Source organism: Streptomyces sp. Tek67B01 (assembly GCF_055231995.1).
In genome coordinates this window covers 3,726,027-3,743,421 of sequence record NZ_JBUYUY010000001.1, presented here as the reverse complement: position 1 = coordinate 3,743,421, position 17,395 = coordinate 3,726,027, and the positions used below count along the sequence as shown (strand labels likewise).

The 17,395-nt window shown below is 73.3% G+C and carries 13 protein-coding genes; 10 read left to right on the top strand and 3 right to left on the bottom strand.

All coding sequences use genetic code 11. The annotated features are described in order from the left end of the window. Window positions 1-199 precede the first annotated feature (199 nt). From ACV7NM_RS16850 to ACV7NM_RS16805, 10 genes are all read left to right on the top strand, one after another. Complete coding sequence (locus ACV7NM_RS16850; protein ID WP_463411039.1) at window positions 200-1,858, top strand: protein kinase domain-containing protein; 1,659 nt, start codon at window positions 200-202, stop codon at window positions 1,856-1,858. 186 nt (window positions 1,859-2,044) lie between these two features. Next, window positions 2,045-2,656: a hypothetical protein gene (locus tag ACV7NM_RS16845; protein WP_463411038.1), complete on the top strand. Its 612-nt coding sequence runs from the start codon at window positions 2,045-2,047 to the stop codon at window positions 2,654-2,656. Window positions 2,657-2,845: 189 nt separating this feature from the next. Next, window positions 2,846-3,535, top strand: coding sequence for a PadR family transcriptional regulator (locus tag ACV7NM_RS16840; RefSeq protein ID WP_463411037.1), 690 nt, complete (start codon window positions 2,846-2,848; stop codon window positions 3,533-3,535). 25 nt (window positions 3,536-3,560) lie between these two features. Beyond that, window positions 3,561-4,304, top strand: coding sequence for an ABC transporter ATP-binding protein (locus tag ACV7NM_RS16835; protein ID WP_463411036.1), 744 nt, complete (start codon window positions 3,561-3,563; stop codon window positions 4,302-4,304). Between the two features lie 104 nt (window positions 4,305-4,408). Then, window positions 4,409-7,153 carry an ABC transporter permease family protein gene (locus ACV7NM_RS16830; protein WP_463413964.1) on the top strand — a complete coding sequence of 915 codons (2,745 nt, stop codon included), beginning with the start codon at window positions 4,409-4,411 and terminating at the stop codon, window positions 7,151-7,153. A 105-nt stretch (window positions 7,154-7,258) separates the two neighbouring features. Next, a complete protein-coding gene (locus tag ACV7NM_RS16825; RefSeq protein ID WP_463411035.1) occupies window positions 7,259-7,798 on the top strand; it encodes a bacterial proteasome activator family protein in 540 nt (179 codons plus the stop codon). Window positions 7,799-9,051: 1,253 nt separating this feature from the next. Beyond that, window positions 9,052-9,915 (top strand): NTP transferase domain-containing protein, encoded by an 864-nt coding sequence (locus ACV7NM_RS16820; protein WP_463411034.1) that lies wholly within the window; start codon window positions 9,052-9,054, stop codon window positions 9,913-9,915. Beyond that, entirely contained in the window at window positions 9,912-11,258 is a 1,347-nt protein-coding gene (locus ACV7NM_RS16815; protein ID WP_463411033.1) for a molybdopterin molybdotransferase MoeA, read from the top strand. Before ACV7NM_RS16820 ends, ACV7NM_RS16815 begins: the two co-directional genes overlap by 4 nt. Then, window positions 11,246-12,334, top strand: a complete 1,089-nt coding sequence (locus tag ACV7NM_RS16810; RefSeq protein ID WP_463411032.1) for a potassium channel family protein — start codon at window positions 11,246-11,248, stop codon at window positions 12,332-12,334. The genes ACV7NM_RS16815 and ACV7NM_RS16810 overlap by 13 nt, the downstream gene beginning before the upstream one ends. A gap of 117 nt (window positions 12,335-12,451) precedes the next feature. Next, complete coding sequence (locus ACV7NM_RS16805) at window positions 12,452-13,429, top strand: NAD(P)H-quinone oxidoreductase (protein WP_463411031.1); 978 nt, start codon at window positions 12,452-12,454, stop codon at window positions 13,427-13,429. A 384-nt stretch (window positions 13,430-13,813) separates the two neighbouring features. On the opposite strand, the gene ACV7NM_RS16800 is transcribed toward ACV7NM_RS16805, so the two are convergent. The 3 genes from ACV7NM_RS16800 to pdhA are packed head-to-tail and all read right to left on the bottom strand — an operon-like array spanning window position 13,814 to window position 17,330. After that, window positions 13,814-15,187, bottom strand: coding sequence for a dihydrolipoamide acetyltransferase family protein (locus ACV7NM_RS16800; RefSeq protein ID WP_463411030.1), 1,374 nt, complete (start codon window positions 15,185-15,187; stop codon window positions 13,814-13,816). Then, window positions 15,187-16,197, bottom strand: a complete 1,011-nt coding sequence (locus ACV7NM_RS16795; protein ID WP_463411029.1) for an alpha-ketoacid dehydrogenase subunit beta — start codon at window positions 16,195-16,197, stop codon at window positions 15,187-15,189. Before ACV7NM_RS16795 ends, ACV7NM_RS16800 begins: the two co-directional genes overlap by 1 nt. Next, on the bottom strand, window positions 16,197-17,330 hold the full coding sequence (gene pdhA, locus ACV7NM_RS16790; protein ID WP_463413963.1) for a pyruvate dehydrogenase (acetyl-transferring) E1 component subunit alpha: 1,134 nt from the start codon (window positions 17,328-17,330) through the stop codon (window positions 16,197-16,199). Before pdhA ends, ACV7NM_RS16795 begins: the two co-directional genes overlap by 1 nt. Window positions 17,331-17,395: the final 65 nt, after the last annotated feature.

Here is a 17,395-nt window from a genome sequence, read left to right as displayed (position 1 = left end):
TAACTTCTGTGGGTCCTCTTCGCATGCTCCGACGAACGCTACAGCCTCGGAACAGGTCGCCGTTCGGGCAATGGCGCCCCGTGGCCTCCCGGTCACGGAACGGGCACCTGGCTTGACTGGTGCTTACCCTCCGGCAGACTGGGCGCGACATGCGCTCTGCCAGACGCGTTCGGACACAGCCCGAGGGGAAGCAACAGTCATGAGCCAGGACGGCACACGGGGCCGGTACGCAGGCGGTTCCCTGGCCGGTGGCCGTTACCAGCTAAGGGACTTGCTGGGCGAAGGCGGCATGGCGTCCGTCTATCTCGCCTACGACTCGGCGCTCGATCGACAGGTGGCCATCAAGACCCTGCACAGCGAATTGGGCCGGGAAGCTTCCTTCCGGGAACGTTTCCGCCGCGAGGCGCAGGCTGTAGCGAAACTGTCGCACACCAACATCGTCTCGGTATTCGACACCGGTGAGGGCACGGTGACGTTCGGCGGGGCCGCCGCGGACGACGGCGCCCCCATGCCGTACATCGTGATGGAGTACGTGGAGGGGCAGCCGCTGGGCTCCGTTCTCCACGCGGACGTCGCGCAGTACGGCGCGATGCCGGCCGACCGGGCGCTGAAGGTGACGGCCGACGTGCTGGCCGCGCTGGAGACCAGCCACGAGATGGGGCTGGTGCACCGCGACATCAAGCCCGGCAACGTGATGATGACCAAGCGCGGCGTGGTCAAGGTCATGGACTTCGGCATCGCGCGGGCCATGCAGTCGGGGGTCACCTCGATGACGCAGACCGGCATGGTCGTGGGCACTCCGCAGTACCTGTCTCCCGAGCAGGCGCTGGGGCGGGCCGTGGACGCCCGCTCCGACCTGTACTCGGTCGGCATCATGCTGTTCCAGCTGCTGACCGGTCGACTGCCCTTCGACGCGGACTCGCCGCTGGCCATCGCGTACGCGCACGTCCAGGAGGAGCCGGTCCCCCCGTCCTCCGTGAACCGTGCCGTGACCCCGGCGATGGACGCGCTGGTGGCGCGGGCCCTGAAGAAGAACCCGAACGAGCGTTTCCCGACGGCCGCGGCCATGGGGGACGAGATCGCGCGGGTCCTGGCGGCAGGTCAGACCGGTGCGCCGGTCATCGTCCCGGGCACGGCGACGGGCGGCAGCGGCGCCGGGGTGAGTTCGGCCGTGTTCCCGCCGGTGGACTCCGCCTTCCAGACGCCGCCGCAGTCCGTGCAGCAGCCGTACCAGACGCCGTCCCCGTACGCGCCGCACGCCCCGGCGCAGGGCGGTTACGCGTACCCGCCCCAGCAGCACACTCCGGCCCCCCAGCACGCGCAGCACCAGTACGCCCCGCAGACCCCGCCCCCGTTCACCATCTCGCCGAATCCGGGCGGTGGGGGCTCGCAGGCCGCGGCGCCGAAGTCGAACACGCCGGTGATCATCGGTGCGATCGTGGTGGCGCTGCTGGCGATCGGCGGTCTGATCGCGGCCCTCAGCTCGGGCGGTGACAACAACAACGAGGCGAAGGACGGCGGGGACACCTCCGCTTCGGCCTCCGCAGCGGCGTCGGGCGCCGCGAAGGCGAGACACAAGGGTCCGGACACCTCGCGCACGATGGACGCGGAGAAGTGCAAGAACCCGTCCAAGGACTTCAGGGACGCCTCGAAGGTGTCGGCCCCCGACTTCACCTACAAGAACCTCGGCTCGGTGAAGCTCTGCATCCAGGCCGCGGGAGGCAAGTACAAGATCGAGAACAAGGACGAGGCGGTCTTCGGGCAGGACACCGTGCTGGCGCAATTCCCGCCCGCCGGGACCGGGGTGACGAAGGACCAGGAGTACACGCTGACCGTGTCCACCGGCGATCCGCAGTAGGCGGGTGCGGCGGCCGCGCTGACGCGGGCCGCCGCCGCGGCGCTCCGGCATCCCGTGCCACCCTGATGGGCGGCCCGGGATGCCGCTTTTGTCCCCCCGTGCGAATGTGAGCCCTGTACAGGCCCGAGCGACTTCCGTCCCGCGCGCTCGCGCCGCCCGCGCCGCTCGGACGGGAGGGGCTTCCCGGTGACCCAACGTCTCCGCGCGCCGGTGTGGGCGGCCTGGGCCGCGCTGGCCGCCGTCGCGGTTCTGGGCGTCGCGCCCGCGCAGGGCCCGGGTTCCGCCGCCGCGCGGGTCCCGATCGCCTCCGCGAGCGCCGACGCGGAGGCCGACGTACCCCAAGAGGCTCACGAGGAGCTGGCCGGCAGTGCGGCGGGCGTCGGGCGGGAGCGGCCCGGTCGGCCCGTCGGCGAGCCGGCCGACCCCGAGGCGATGGTGGCCTCCGGGCCGCGGCGACCCGTGCGTCCGCAGCGACCGCCCGTAGCTCCTCCCGGCACTGCGCCGACGGGCACTGCGACAGGCCCTCCGACCGACCTTCCGGCGGGCCCTGCGACCGGCCGGCCGAACGGCCGGCCGACCGGGGCGCCTTCCAACATTCCGTCCGGGGCGGCTTCCGGAGCGGCGAGCCGCGCCCCCAGCGGCGAGCCGAGTACGGGCGCCGGAGTCAGCGCGCTCGACAACGGGTCGAACGACCGGGCCGCCGACCTCGCCGCCCACATGCTGCCCTTGGGAACCGGGCTCGCCCTGATGGGGCTGGGCCTGGGGTTCATCGGCGTGCGCCTGCGCCGGGGGCCCTGACCCCGGGGGCCTCCGGCCTGACCCTGCCGAGCCCGTCGGACCCTGCCGAACCCTGCCGAACCCTGCCGAACCCTGCCGGAGCTTGCCGCCGAAGTCGCGGCCGGGGGCGTCCCGAGGCGCCGCGTCCCCCTCGTGACATACGACCCCGGATGGTTGCGGCGCGGCACATACTCGGTATACATACTGAGTATGTCCATCCGCCACGGCCTCCTCGCCCTGCTCGAAAGGGGTCCTCGGTACGGCTCTCAGCTGCGTACCGAGTTCGAATCCCGCACCGGCTCCACCTGGCCGCTCAACGTCGGGCAGGTCTACACGACCCTCGCCCGCCTGGAGCGCGACGGTCTCGTCGCCCCCGGCGGCGAGGACCCGGCCGGCCACACGCTCTACGCCATCACCGACACCGGACGCGCCGAACTGCACGCCTGGTACGAGCGCCCCGTCGACCGCACCAACCCGCCGCGCGACGAGCTCTCGATCAAGCTCGCCATGGCCGTCGGCGCTCCGGGCGTCGACATCCGCGCGGTCATCCAGTCGCAGCGGCACGCCACCATCCAGGCGATGCAGGACTACACACGGCTCAAGGCCCAGGCCCTCACCGCGATCGAGAGCGGCAGGACACAGGAACGCGACGACTTGGCCTGGCTGCTCGTCCTCGAACAGCTGATCTTCCAGACCGAGGCCGAAGCTCGCTGGCTCGACCACTGCGAGACACGGCTCGTCCGGCTCGCCCACGCGGCAGGCCCGGCAGCCGAAGCGCCCGCTCCCCCACCCGCGAGCCACACCGCGGCCGGCGCCTCGCCGGTCACCACCCCCGCGAGCGGCCCCGGCGCCGCAGCGACCACCGACCCGCCCCGCACCGTACGCATGCGGCGGCGCTGAACCACCGTCCCAGGGGGGACCCCACATGCCCGACCAGCACACGCAGCGCCCCGTACTCCAACTGGAGAAACTCGTCCGTACGCACGGCAGTGGCGCCACCGAGGTACACGCCCTGCGCGGAATCGACCTGGCCGTCCATCCCGGCGAACTCGTCGCCGTCATGGGCCCCTCCGGCTCCGGCAAGTCCACGCTGCTCACCCTCGCCGGGGGACTCGACACCCCCAGCTCCGGACGCGTCGTCGTCGAAGGCACCGACCTCACCACCGCGAGCCGCAGGCAACTGGCCGCGCTGCGCCGCCGAAGCATCGGTTACGTCTTCCAGGACTACAACCTGATCCCCGCCCTCACCGCGGCCGAGAACGTGGCGCTGCCCCGCGAACTGGACGGCGTCTCGGCGCGCAAGGCGCGGGCCTGCGCCCTGGCGGCGCTGGAGGAGATGAACCTCGGTCAGCTCGCCGACCGCTTCCCCGACGAGATGTCCGGCGGTCAGCAGCAGCGCGTCGCCATCGCCCGCGCCCTGGTCGGCGACCGCCGCCTGGTCCTGGCAGACGAACCCACCGGCGCCCTCGACTCCGAGACCGGGGAGTCCGTCCTCGCGCTGCTGCGTTCGCGTTGCGACGCCGGGGCGGCCGGAATCCTGGTCACGCACGAGCCACGCTTCGCCGCCTGGGCCGACCGGGTCGTGTTCCTGCGCGACGGCAGCGTCGTCGACGAGACGCTGCGCAGCGGGGCCGACTCGCTGCTCTCGGGGCGGGCGGCCGGTCTGTGAGCCTCTCGTTCCTCTCGTCCTGGTACCACGGGTGGGTCGCGGCGGTGCGCATAGCGCGCCGTGACGCCTGGCGCGCCAGGGGACGCAGCGCCCTCGTGCTCGCGATGATCGCCCTGCCCATCGTCGGTGTGAGCGCCGTCGACCTGACGTGGCGCAGTTCCGCGCTCTCCGTCGAACAGTCCCTGTCCCGCCGGATCGGCGCCGCCGACGCGCGGCTGGAGGCCACCTCCCTCGGCACGGCCATCTACCAGAACCCGGCGGGCGACCGGCACGAGCCCGTCGGCGGATACCGCGACTACGACCCGTCGAAGATGAAGCAGGAGGACGTGCGGGTCCCGTCCGTCCTCCCGCCGGATGCCCAGGTGGTGCAGGACAGTCACGTCAGCGCCAGGGTCCGCACCACCCACGGACTGCTCGACACCGAACTCCGCGAGGTGGACACGGCCAGCCCCCTGGTGGAGGGGCTGTTCACCCTCAAGCGGGGTCGACTGCCCGCAACGGCGGGCGAGGTCATCGCCACCGACTCCTTCCTCAAGGAGTCCGGCTTCTTCGTCGGCTCCGAACTGACCCCGCGTGGCGCCCCCCGGTCCTACCGGATCGTGGGCGCGTACGAGCTTCCGTCCGCCCTCAAGAGCACGCAGATCATCGCGCCGCCGCAGACCCTGCTCGCCCCGCTCGACCAGGCCCTGACGCGGGCCGGGGGCCAGGGGCTGAGCGTGAATGACAGTTTCCTCGTCGCGGTCGGCGGCGATGGTTTCACGTGGAACATGGTGCGGGCCGCCAACGCCAAGGGAATCCTCGCCATCTCGCGCGACGCCGCCCTGCACCCGCCGGCCGACTCGGACGTCCCTCTGTACGCGCAGCAGCGCGAGAAGGGCACGGCCGGCCACTACGACGGCTCGTCGATCCGAGCGGTCGAACTGACCGTGCTCGCCACCGTGGTGGGTCTGGCCGTGCTGGAGATCTGTCTGCTGGCCGGTCCCGCCTTCGCGGTCGGGGCCCGCCGTTCCGCCCGCCAGCTCGGCCTGGTCGGCGCCAACGGCGGTGACCGGCGGCACATCCGAGCCATCGTCCTGTCCGGCGGCCTCGTCATCGGTATGGCCTCCGCCGTCGCCGGCACCGCCCTCGGCGCGGCGCTCACCCTGGGCCTCCGGCCGGTGCTGGAGGAGTATCTGGGGCTCCGCTGGGGCGGGTTCGAAGTCCGCCCCCTGGAACTGCTCGCCGTCGCCCTGGTCGCCGTACTGACCGGACTGCTCGCCGCGGTCGTCCCGGCCGTCACCGCCTCCCGACAGACCGTGCTGGCCTCGCTGACGGGCCGTCGCGGGGTCCGGCGCGCCAACCGCGTCCTCCCCGTCATCGGGATCGTCGCCATCGCCTCGGGCGCCGCCCTCGCACTGTACGGGGCCCTCTCCGGAAGGGGCACCCTGGTGGTCGCCTGTGGCAGCGCCCTGGCCGAGCTGGGCGTCGTCGCCCTGACACCGACACTGGTCGGCCTCTTCGGACGGGCCGGGCGGTGGCTGCCGCTGTCGCCGCGGCTCGCGCTGCGGGACGCCGTGCGCAACCGCGGGCGTACGGCCCCGGCGGTGGCGGCCGTGCTCGCAGCCGTGGCGGGAACCGTGGCCGTGGCCACGTACCAGCACAGCACCGAACTCCAGGCGCGCCACGAGTACGTGGCCTCGCTGCCCGCAGGCGCCGGAATGCTGACGAACCAAGAGGACGACCGCTACAAGGACCTGCCGGCCGCCCGCGCGGCCCTGACGAAGTCCTTCTCCCTGGCCGTACGCGCCGACGTCGACCGGGTGGTGACCGGCAAACCGTCCTGCGATTCGTACTCGACGGAACCGGGCTGTGGGCGGCTGGAGATCGTCACCCCGCCGGAGAACCGCTGCCCGCTCTACGCGTCGAAGAACGGGATGTCGGACTTCAGCCTGGAACAGACGCGCGCCCTGCGCAAGGACTTCCGCTGCCAGGATCAGCAGTACAGGCAGCCACGCAGCACGGTCGTGGCCGACGAGAAGCTGATGACCGTGCTGGGCGTCGACGACCCGGGCGCGGCTGCCGCGCTGAGGTCCGGGCAGGCCGTCTCCTTCGACCGGCGCAACGTAAAGGCGGACACGATCACTCTGCGGGTCGTCACCGAGGACGCCCAGGGCCAGGGCACGCCGGGAGCCGCGGGCGAGCCGAAGGGCGTCGACAAGGTCTTCCCGGTCCACCAGGTGCCCGACAGGGTCACCGGATACGGGATCGAGGTGGTCCTGCCCTCCTCGGCGGTCAAGGCGGCGGGCCTGGGCACAGCCCCCTTCGGCACCTACTTCACCCTCGCCGAGAAGCCGACGAGCGCACAACGTCAGGCGCTGGCGGGCCAGATAGACCGGATCGGCATCGACGCCCCCGTCAAGATCGAGGAGGGCTTCCAGGGCAGGGACAGCATGGAGATCCTCGCTCTGACGATCTTCGCGGGCCTGGTCACCATCGGAGCAGCGGGCATCGCCACCGGCCTGGCCCAGGCCGATGCCGAAGCCGACCTCAAGACGCTGGCCGCGGTAGGGGCGCCGCCGCGGGTGCGGCGGACGCTGAGCGGGTTCCAGTGCGGGGTGGTGGCCCTCATGGGCGTCGCCCTCGGCGCCGCCGCCGGACTGCTTCCGGCCGCGGGCCTGCGACTGACCGAGCGGCACGCGCTGGAGGGACTGATCGCCCACTCCGGCTCGAACGAGGTCGCGTACGTGCCGTTCGCCGTGCCGTGGGAGACCCTGGGCGGGCTGCTGGTCCTGGTGCCGCTGGGCGCGGCGGTGCTGGCGGCACTCGTGACGAAGTCGAGCGGCGCGCCGGCGCGGCGCGCGACGGGCTGAGCGCCCACCGGCCTCACTGTTTGATTACGGGCCCTCGCACAGGGTGGATCACGCCTGTGCGGGGGCACACCGTGTGAGTACGAAGGTGTGCGAGAGAATGTCGGTATGGAGATGCCGAGGAGTGAACGGTCGCAGGACAGCCCCCCGCACGTCCTGATCCTGGGACAGGACGGGTCGGCGGTCGGCGACGCCGATGACGAGTCGCGCGAGGTCCCGGTGACGGAGATGGTCGAACAACCCGCCAAGGTCATGCGGATCGGCAGCATGATCAAGCAACTCCTTGAAGAGGTACGCGCCGCACCTCTTGACGAGGCGAGCCGGGTCCGGCTCAAGGACATCCATGCCGCGTCGGTGAAGGAACTGGAAGACGGCCTCGCCCCGGAGTTGGTCGAGGAACTGGAGCGCCTTTCCCTGCCGTTCACGGAGGAGGCGATCCCTTCGGAGGCGGAACTGCGGATCGCGCAGGCGCAGTTGGTCGGTTGGCTGGAGGGCCTCTTCCACGGCATCCAGACGGCCCTGTTCGCGCAGCAGATGGCGGCGCGGGCCCAGCTGGAACAGATGCGCCGCGCCCTCCCTCCGGGCGCGTCCCACGAGGACGACGAGGACGGCCCCCACGGCGCCATCCGCTCGGGCCCCTACCTCTAACCCACCCCGCCCCGTCCGAACCGGCCCCGGAGGGACGGACCGCCCGGCCGGTGCTCGGCAGGGCGGCTCGACGGCACCCCGGGTCCAGGTGCCGGACCGGTCCCCGAGGGGCGGAGGCTCGACGGCACCCCGGGCTCCAAGGCCGCGCCGCCGGACCGGTCCCCGAGGGGCGGAGGCTCGACGGCACCCCGGGGCCCAAGGCCGCGCCGCCGGACCGGTCCCCGAGGGGCGGAGGCTCGACGGCACCCCGGGGCCCAAGGCCGCGCCGCCGGACCGGTCCCCGAGGGCGGACCGCCCGGCCGGTGCTCGGCAGGGCGGCTCGACGGCACCCCGGGTCCAGGTGCCGGACCGGTCCCCGAGGGGCGGAGGCTCGACGGCACCCCGGGCTCCAAGGCCGGGCCGGACAGGTCCCTGAGGGGCGGAGGCTGGACGGGAGCCGAGGCCGAGCCCCCAACCAACCTCGCTGCCTTCCCCCGCTCCCGGCCCGGAGCGGAGCCCAACCCCATCCCCGCGGGCAAACCCGTATGAGGCCCGGGTCCGGGGCGCGGGCCGCAGCCCGCACCTACACGCCAGCCAAACCCAGCCCGCCGGCGCTTGCGGCACCCGTCCGGGCCAGAGCCCCACACCGGCTCCGCCCCCCAAACCCAGCCCCGCCGGCGCTTGAGCCAGGGGCCCGGGGCGGAGTCCACACCGGCCCCGCCCTCCAAACCAACCCCGCCGGCATTTGAGGCGCGGGGCCCGGGGCGGAGCCCCGATCAGTGAGCCGCACCCACCACGCACCGACACCAACACCAACCGCACGACGCTCCCGGCCCAGGACACAGTCCCGCCAAACCCAGCCCACCAGCGCTCGCGGCGCCCCGCCCGGGGCAGAGCCCTAAACCGGCCCCACCGGCCAAACCCAGCCCCGCCGGCGGTTGATCCGCGGGGTACGGGGCGGAGTCCACTCCGGCCCCGCCCGCCAACCAGCCCCGCCGGCGCTTAAGGCGCGGGGTACGGGGCGGAGCCCCGATCAGTGAGCCGCACCCACCGCACACCGACACCAGCCGCACGACGCCGCCCAGCCGGGGCAGGCCCCACACCGGCCCCACCGGCCAAACCCAGCCCCGCCGGCGCTTGAGGCGCGGGGTACGGGGCGGAGCCCCGATCAGTGAGGCGCAGCCACCCGCACGGGGACCGGCTCACGGCCCACAGCCCGGCCCCCGGCGCAGCCCGGAACCCGCCCGCAACACACCCCCCGCATACTCATCGGCATGAGTTACGACGCGATCGTCCTCGCCGGCGGCGCCGCGCGGCGACTCGGCGGGGCCGACAAGCCCGGCCTCCTCGTCGGCGGCCGCACCCTCCTGGACCGCGTCCTCGACGCCTGCGCCGACGCCGCCGCCACCGTCGTCGTCGGCAGCCGCCGCCCCACCGCCCGCCCCGTCCGATGGACCCGCGAGGAGCCGCCCGGCGGCGGCCCGGTGGCCGCGCTCGACGCCGGGCTCCGTCAGACCTCGGCCGCACGGGTCCTCGTACTCTCCGCCGACCTGCCCTTCCTGGACCGGGACACAGTCCGCACCCTTCTCGACGCGCCCGGCCCCGACGGCGTCATGCTCCGCGACCCCGACGGCAGGGATCAACCCCTCGTCGCCGCCTACCGCACCGAGCCCCTGCGCCGCGAAATCTCCCTGCTGGCCACCGAACACGGCACCCTCGCCGGCCTGCCGCTCCGTGCCCTCACCGCCGAATTGGACCTCACCACCGTCACCGGCGCTGCGCCACTCGCCTCCTTCGACTGCGACACCTGGGACGATCTCGCGACGGCCCGCGCCCGGATCAGAGAGCATGGGACCGTGCTGGAGCAATGGATCACCGCCGTCAAGAACGAGCTGGGCATCGACCTCCCCGTCGACACCAAGGCCCTCCTCGACCTCGCCCGTGACGCCGCCCACGGCGTCGACCGGCCAGCGGCCCCGCTGACCACCTTCCTCGTGGGGTACGCCGCGGCCCGCGCCGAGGCGACCGGGGCGGACCCGGTCCGGGCCGTCGCCGAAGCGTCCCGCAAGGCCGCCGCCCTGGCCCTGCGCTGGGCCGAGGAGGCCCCCGCGGCCGGCACGGAAGACGGCACGGGATGACCCGCACCGATGCCGACCGCGCCTTGGACGAAGCCCTCGCCCTGGTGAGCCGCGACCCGTCGCCCCACGCAGCGGCCCCCGCGGGCGGCTCCGGTCCCCTCGACGCGCCGGACGCGGTCCGCGCCACCGGCGCCCACCGCGCGGCGTCCTGGCCCAGGGCCAGGGAAGCCGCCATCCGGGCCGGTTCGGGCGTCCTCGCCCGCAGCCACCGCGTGCCGCTGGCCGACGCCCTGGGCGAGGTGCTGACCACGCCGCTCGACGCGCTCACGGACCTGCCCTCCTTCGACACCTCCGCCATGGATGGCTGGGCCGTTGCCGGTCCCGGCCCCTGGACCGTCCGGCCCGGCGCCGGGATACTGGCCGGCTCCGACCGGCCCGAGCCCCTCGGGGACGGCGAGGCCGTGCCGATCGCCACCGGCGCCCGTATCCCCGCGGACACCACCGCCGTGATCCGCAGCGAGCACGCCCGTGAGGACGGCTCCCAGCTGTACGCGCAGCGGCCCGTCGTCACCGGTCAGGACATCCGGCCCCGCGGTCAGGAGTGCCGCTCCGGCGAGTTGCTGCTGCCGGCCGGCTCCCTGGTCACCCCGGCCCTGCTCGGGCTGGCCGCCGCAGCCGGGTACGACGAGCTGGAGACCCGGCCCCGTCCCACGGTGGAGATCCTGGTGCTCGGGGACGAGTTGCTGACCGAGGGGCGCCCCCACGACGGCCTCATCCGCGACGCCCTCAGCCCCATGCTCGGCCCCTGGCTCGGCCGGCTCGGCGCCGAAGTCACCGGGACACGGCGGCTCGGTGACGACCCTGCCGGGGCCGATGCCCTGTTCGAGGCCGTGACCACATCCACCGCCGATCTGATCGTCACCACCGGCGGCACCGCCTCGGGCCCCGTCGACCACGTACACCCCGTCCTGGAGCGGGCCGGGGCCGAACTGCTCATCGACGGGGTCGCCGTGCGCCCCGGACACCCCATGCTGCTGGCCCGGATCGGCGACCGCGTCGACGGCCGGCACCTGGTGGGACTGCCCGGCAATCCGCTGGCCGCGGTGTCCGGCCTGCTGACCTTGGCCGAACCGCTGCTGCGGGCCTTGGCCGGGCGGCGGCGCCGCCCGCGGTACGCGGTCGCGGTCCAGGGCGACGTGCCCGGCCATCCGTACGACACCCGGTTGGTGCCGGTGCTCCTGACCGAGGAGCACGCGGTACCGCTGCGCTACCACGGTCCCGCGATGCTGCGTGGCGTGGCGGCCGCCGACGCGCTGGCCGTCGTACCGCCACACGGCGCGCGGTCGGGGCAGGAGCTCGAAATGCTCGATCTGCCCTGGGCCTCGGGGGGATGTTTCACGTGAAACAGCCCGGCCAGGACGCGATGGCCCGGCGCGCCGACGAGGCCCTCGTGGCACGGCAGGTCACCCTGCCCAAGCGCGTGGTCCACAAGCCGTTGCGGCAGGTGGCGCGACGGCTCCTGGTCGCCTTCCTGGTGATGTGCCTGACGGTGCTGATCGTGTGGCTCGACCGCGACGGCTACCACGACAACGCCAACGACATTGTCGACTTCCTCGACTGCGTCTACTACGCGACCGTGACGCTGTCGACGACCGGATACGGCGACATCGTCCCTTACAGCGCCAGTGCGCGGCTGACCAACGTCCTGCTGATCACACCCTTGCGCATCTTGTTCCTGATCATCCTGGTCGGGACCACGCTGGAGGTGCTGACGGAGCGGACCCGGGAAGAGTGGCGGCTGAACCGCTGGAGGAAGAACTTGCGTGACCACACGGTCGTCATCGGCTTCGGTACCAAGGGCCGCTCGGCCCTCCAGACGCTGCTGGCCACCGGCCTGCGCAAGGAGCAGGTCGTCATCGTCGACCCCAGCGCCAAGGTGATCGACGTGGCGGCTGCCGAGGGGTTCACCGGAGTCGTCGGCGACGCCACCCGCTCGGATGTGCTGCTGCGCGCCGAACTGCCCAAGGCCCGGCAGATCGTCGTGGCCACGCAGCGCGACGACACAGCGGTCCTGGTGACTCTGACGGCGCGCCAGCTCAACCGCGGTGCGAAGATCGTCGCCGCGGTCCGGGAAGAGGAGAACGCCCCGCTGCTGCGCCAGTCGGGCGCGGACGCGGTCATCACCAGCGCCAGTGCGGCCGGGCGGCTGCTGGGCCTGTCGGTACTCAGTCCCAGCGCGGGCACCGTGATGGAGGATCTGATCCAGCAGGGAAGCGGCCTGGACCTGATCGAACGGCCCGTCACCAGGCCGGAGGTGGGCAGAGGTGTGCGGGAGACGGACGACTTGGTGGTGAGTGTGGTGCGGGGGCATCGGCTGTTGGGCTACGACGATCCCCAGGCGAGCCCGCTCCAGTCGACGGACCGTCTGATCACCATCGTCCGGGCCGGACCGGCGGCCTCGCCCGGGTTCGCCCGATAGCTGCCGGGCGGTCAGCGGTGCCTGCTGTCAGGCGGATAGCGGGGCAGTCCGCCGCGCGGAAGGGGGAGAGGGCCGTCACCGATGCGGTCGAGACGCGGTTCGCGTAGCCTCCGGGCCATGCATGCGATCACCATCGAGCAGCCCGGCGGACCCGAGGCCCTGGTGTGGGCCGAAGTACCCGATCCGGTGGCAGGCCAGGGCGAGGTACTCGTCGAGGTCGCGGCGAGCGCCGTGAACCGCGCCGATGTCCTCCAGCGACAGGGCTTCTACGATCCGCCGCCCGGCGCCTCCCGTTATCCCGGCCTGGAGTGTTCGGGGCGGATCGTCGCGGTCGGGGAGGGCGTTTCCGGCTGGTCGGTGGGCGACGAGGTGTGCGCGCTGCTGGCCGGCGGCGGTTACGCGGAGCTGGTCGCGATCCCGGCGGGGCAGTTGCTCCCGGTGCCGGCCGGGGTGGACCTGGTGACGGCGGCAGCGCTGCCGGAGGTCGTGACGACCGTCTGGTCGAACGTGTTCATGGTCGCCGGGCTGCGTCCCGGCGAGACCCTGCTGGTGCACGGCGGGTCCAGCGGCATCGGCACGATGGCGATCCAGCTGGGCAAGGCGGTCGGCGCCCGGGTGGCGGTGACCGCGGGCGGCAAGGAGAAGCTGGAGCGCTGTGCGGAACTGGGCGCCGACATCCTGATCGACTACCGCGAGCAGGACTTCGTGGAAGAGCTGCGGGCCGCGACGGACGGAGCCGGGGCGGACGTGATCCTGGACATCGTGGGGGCGAAGTACCTGGCGCGGAACCTGGACGCGCTGGCCGTGAACGGCCGGCTCGCGGTCATCGGGCTCCAGGGCGGGGTGAAGGCGGAGTTGAACCTGGGCGCGCTGATGGCCAAGCGAGCGGCGGTCACGGCGACGTCGCTGCGGTCCCGGCCGCTGGAGGAGAAGGCGGCGATCGTGGCGGCGGTGCGGGAACACGTCTGGCCGCTCGTTTCGACGGGCCGGGTACGCCCGGTGGTGCACGCGGCGTATCCGATGGCGGACGCGGCCGAGGCGCACCGGGTGATGGAGTCCAGCGCGCATGTCGGCAAGCTGCTGCTGACCGTGTGACGCCGACCGTCCGACGGCAGCCGTAACGAGCCCTCCCCGGGTCCCCCGGGCACCTCGCCGCCCATCGGGCAGGCACCCGGCCGAGGACGGCCCGGGCTTCCGTCTCGGGCCCGCCACGGGGCGTCGGGAAAACCCGTACGACACCCGCCCCGCCTCCTCGCGTGGCAGGAGGACCTACGTGCGGCCCGGGATCGCGGTCCCCACCGCGCCGCAGGCGCAGCGGGCCGACAAGCGCCACCAACCCATCCGGCACGGACCGGTCCGGCTGGCACGAGCCGGCCGGGGCGGGCCCCGTGCAGCCCACCCGCACCCGGCCCGGCGCGGCGACGACGGAAGGACGCGCCCCGTTGCGTGGCGCGCCCTTCGAGCTCGCGCCCGGGCGGGTTACAGCGAGCGCAGCAGCACCGCCGGGGATTCCACACAGTCGGCCACGTACCGCAGGAAACCCCCGGCCGTGCCGCCGTCGCAGACCCGGTGGTCGAAGGTCAGCGACAGCTGCACCACCTGCCGTACCGCCAACTCGCCCCGGTGGACCCATGGCTTGGGGATGATCCGGCCGACGCCCAGCATGGCCGCCTCCGGGTGGTTGATGATCGGCGTGGAGCCGTCGACGCCGAACACCCCGTAGTTGTTCAGGGTGAACGTCCCGCCCGTGAGGTCCGCCGGCGTCAGCTTCCCGGCCCGCGCCAGCTCCGTGAGCCGGGCGAACTCGGCCGACAGGGACTCGGGGCTGCGCGTCTGCGCGTCCCGGACCACCGGGACCATCAGACCCCGCTCAGTCTGCGCGGCGAAGCCCAGGTGCACGGCAGGGAGCCGGACGATCTCCTTCGCCGCCAGGTCCACGGTGGAGTTGAGCTCCGGATACTTGGCGAGCGCGGCCGTGCAGATCCGGGCCAGCAGCGCCAACACCGAGATCTTGGGGCCGCCCACCGCGTTCATCGCGGCCCGCGCCGCCATCAGCTCGGTGGCATCCGCGTCCACCCAGCAGGTGGCCTCCGGGATTTCCCGGCGGCTCCGCGACAGCTTCTCCGCCACCGCCCCGCGCAGCCCCTTGAGCGGAATCCGCTCGCCGGCGGCGGGGGCGACGGCCGCGGGAGCGACGGCCACCGGCGCCTGTGCGACCTCCGCCCGGAGGGCCGCCTCCACGTCCGCCCGCAGGATCAGCCCCTCGGGCCCCGACCCCCGCAGCGCCCGCAGATCGACCCCGTTGTCGCGGGCCAGTTTCCGTACGAGCGGCGAGATCACCGGAACCGGCCCCACCGAAAGCGGGACGACAACGGCAGCAGGAGCAGCAGGAGCAGGAGCGGTGACCACAGGCGCCGGGGCGACGGGAGCCGCCACGGCCGTGGCCGCGCCGGCCGGGGCCCCGGGCCGAATCCGCCGCCTGCGCGCCGGCCGCGAGTGGTCCGTGCCGTACCCGACCAGCACGTTCCCCGAGCCCGACGACTCCGAACCCGACGACTCCGAGGACGCCGACGAGCCCGAGGACTTCGACGGCGACTCCGCGTCCGCGGGACCGACCGCGACCGTGATCAGCGGTGCGCCGACCGGCAGTTCGGTCCCCTCCTCCCCGTACCGGGCGGTGACCACACCGCCGTAGGGGCACGGCACCTCCACCATCGCCTTGGCCGTCTCGACCTCGACCACCGGCTGGTCGATCTCGACGACGTCGCCGACCGCCACCAGCCAGCGGACGATCTCCGCCTCGGTCAGCCCCTCACCGAGGTCGGGCAGCTTGAACTCCAGTACCTGCGGCATCAGTTCTCCCACTGCAGGCGTCCCACGGTGTCCAGAATCCGGTCCACGCCCGGCAGATGGTGCTTCTCCAACATCGGCGGCGGATACGGGATGTCGAACCCCGTGACCCGCAGCACCGGCGCCTCCAAGTGGTGGAAGCACCGCTCCGTCACCCGGGCGGCGATCTCCGCACCCGGCCCGCCGAAGCCGCCGGACTCGTGGACCACGACCGCGCGCCCTGTCCGACGTACCGAGGCGACGACCGTCTCCTCGTCGAACGGGACGAGCGAGCGCAGGTCCACGACCTCCAGGTCCCAGCCCTCCTCACGCGCCGCCTCGGCGGCCTCCAGGCACACCGGCAGCGACGGCCCGTACGTGATCAGGGTCGCGCTCGTGCCCGCCCGCCGCACCATCGCCTTGCCGATGCCCGGAACCTCCGCCGGGGCATCGGGCGACCACGGCGCTTTCGACCAGTAGAGCCGCTTCGGCTCCAAGAACACCACCGGGTCGTCGCTGGCGATCGACGCGCGCAGCAGTCCGTACGCGTCCTCGACGGTCGCCGGGGTGACCACGGTCAGCCCGGGCGTCGCCACGTAGTACGCCTCGGAGGAGTCGCTGTGGTGCTCCACCCCGCCGATCCCGCCGCCGTACGGCACGCGGATGGTGATCGGCAGCGGCATCGCGCCCCGCGTGCGGTTGCGCATCTTCGCCACGTGCGAGATCAACTGCTCGAAGGCCGGGTAGGCGAACGCGTCGAACTGCATCTCCACGACCGGCCGCAATCCGTACATGGCCATGCCGACGGCGGCGCCCAGGATTCCGGCCTCCGCGAGCGGGGTGTCCGTACAGCGGTCCTCGCCGAACTCCTTCGCGAGGCCGTCCGTGATCCGGAAGACCCCGCCGAGCGTCCCGACGTCCTCGCCCATCACGTGGACCGTCGGGTCCTGCGCCATCGCGTCGCGCATCGCCCTGCCGAGGGCCTGCGCCATGGTCGCCGGCTTCGTCTCCGGCTTCACCGCCACCGTCGCCATCACTCGTTCTCCGCTTCCAGTTCGGCACGCAGCAGTTCCGCCTGCTCGCGCAGCCGCCCGGTCTGCTCCGCGTAGACGTGCGCGAAGAGGTCCATCGGGTCGAGCACCGGTTCGGCGTTCATCGCGTCCCGCAGGGCCGCCGCCATCGTCTCGGCCGCGTCCTTGGCCACCTGTATGCCCTCCGCGTCCAGCAGCCCGCGCGAGGTCAGCTCGCGCTCCAGCAGCTCCACCGGGTCGTGCGCCTTCCAGGCCTCCACCTCGGAGTCCGTGCGGTAGCGCGTCGCGTCGTCGGCGTTGGTGTGCGCCTCGATCCGGTACGTGACCGCCTCGATGAGCGTCGGACCGCCGCCCGCGCGCGCCCGCCGGACGGCCTCGGTCAGCACCTCGTGCATCGCGGCGATGTCGTTGCCGTCGACCAACCGGCCCGGCATCCCGTACCCGACGGCCTTGTGGGCCAGCGTCGGGGCGGCGGTCTGCTTGGCGAGCGGGACGGATATCGCGAAGCCGTTGTTCTGGACCAGGAAGACGACCGGGGCCTTCCACACGGCGGCGAAGTTCAGCGCCTCGTGGAAGTCGCCCTCGCTGGTGCCGCCGTCGCCGACCATGGCCAGCGCCACCACGTCGTCCCCGCGCAGCCGGGCGGCGTGCGCCAGGCCCACGGCGTGCGGCAGCTGGGTGGCGAGCGGGGTGCTCAGCGGGGCGATGCGGTGCTCGCGCGGGTCGTAGCCGGTGTGCCAGTCGCCGCGCAGCAGGGTCAGGGCCTGTACGGGGTCCAGGCCGCGCGCCACGGCCGCAAGGGTGTCCCGGTAGCTGGGGAAGAGCCAGTCCTGGTCCTCCAGGACCAGCGCGGCGGCGATCTCGCAAGCCTCCTGGCCGACGGTCGACGGGTAGACGGCGAGCCGCCCCTGCCGGGTGAGCGCGGTGGCCTGGGCGTTGTAGCGGCGTCCGCGCACCAGCTCGGCGTAGTACCGGCGCATCAGCTCGGCATCGAGCCCGTCCGCCGCCGGCGTGCCCAGCACCCGGTAGGGCTCGGGGTCCGGGAGCAGCGCGGCGGCGTCCGTACGCGGCCTCCAGGCGGGCGGCGGGGTCAAACGGTGGGACGCCCCGGCACCGGGCAGCTCTTGGACCGTCATGGCGGCGTACACCTCCTCGTAGGAAGCGGGCATGAGTGCCCCGGATGTGAGGCCCCTCACCTACC

Coding starts and splice junctions, on each gene's coding strand:
- ACV7NM_RS16850 (WP_463411039.1), top strand. CDS start 200: ATGAGCCAGGACGGCACACGGGGCCGGTACGCAGGCGGTTCCCTGGCC.
- ACV7NM_RS16840 (WP_463411037.1), top strand. CDS start 2,846: ATGTCCATCCGCCACGGCCTCCTCGCCCTGCTCGAAAGGGGTCCTCGG.
- ACV7NM_RS16835 (WP_463411036.1), top strand. CDS start 3,561: ATGCCCGACCAGCACACGCAGCGCCCCGTACTCCAACTGGAGAAACTC.
- ACV7NM_RS16830 (WP_463413964.1), top strand. CDS start 4,409: ATGATCGCCCTGCCCATCGTCGGTGTGAGCGCCGTCGACCTGACGTGG.
- ACV7NM_RS16825 (WP_463411035.1), top strand. CDS start 7,259: ATGGAGATGCCGAGGAGTGAACGGTCGCAGGACAGCCCCCCGCACGTC.
- ACV7NM_RS16820 (WP_463411034.1), top strand. CDS start 9,052: ATGAGTTACGACGCGATCGTCCTCGCCGGCGGCGCCGCGCGGCGACTC.
- ACV7NM_RS16815 (WP_463411033.1), top strand. CDS start 9,912: ATGACCCGCACCGATGCCGACCGCGCCTTGGACGAAGCCCTCGCCCTG.
- ACV7NM_RS16810 (WP_463411032.1), top strand. CDS start 11,246: ATGTTTCACGTGAAACAGCCCGGCCAGGACGCGATGGCCCGGCGCGCC.
- ACV7NM_RS16805 (WP_463411031.1), top strand. CDS start 12,452: ATGCATGCGATCACCATCGAGCAGCCCGGCGGACCCGAGGCCCTGGTG.
- ACV7NM_RS16800 (WP_463411030.1), bottom strand. CDS start 15,187: ATGCCGCAGGTACTGGAGTTCAAGCTGCCCGACCTCGGTGAGGGGCTG.
- ACV7NM_RS16795 (WP_463411029.1), bottom strand. CDS start 16,197: ATGGCGACGGTGGCGGTGAAGCCGGAGACGAAGCCGGCGACCATGGCG.
- pdhA (WP_463413963.1), bottom strand. CDS start 17,330: ATGACGGTCCAAGAGCTGCCCGGTGCCGGGGCGTCCCACCGTTTGACC.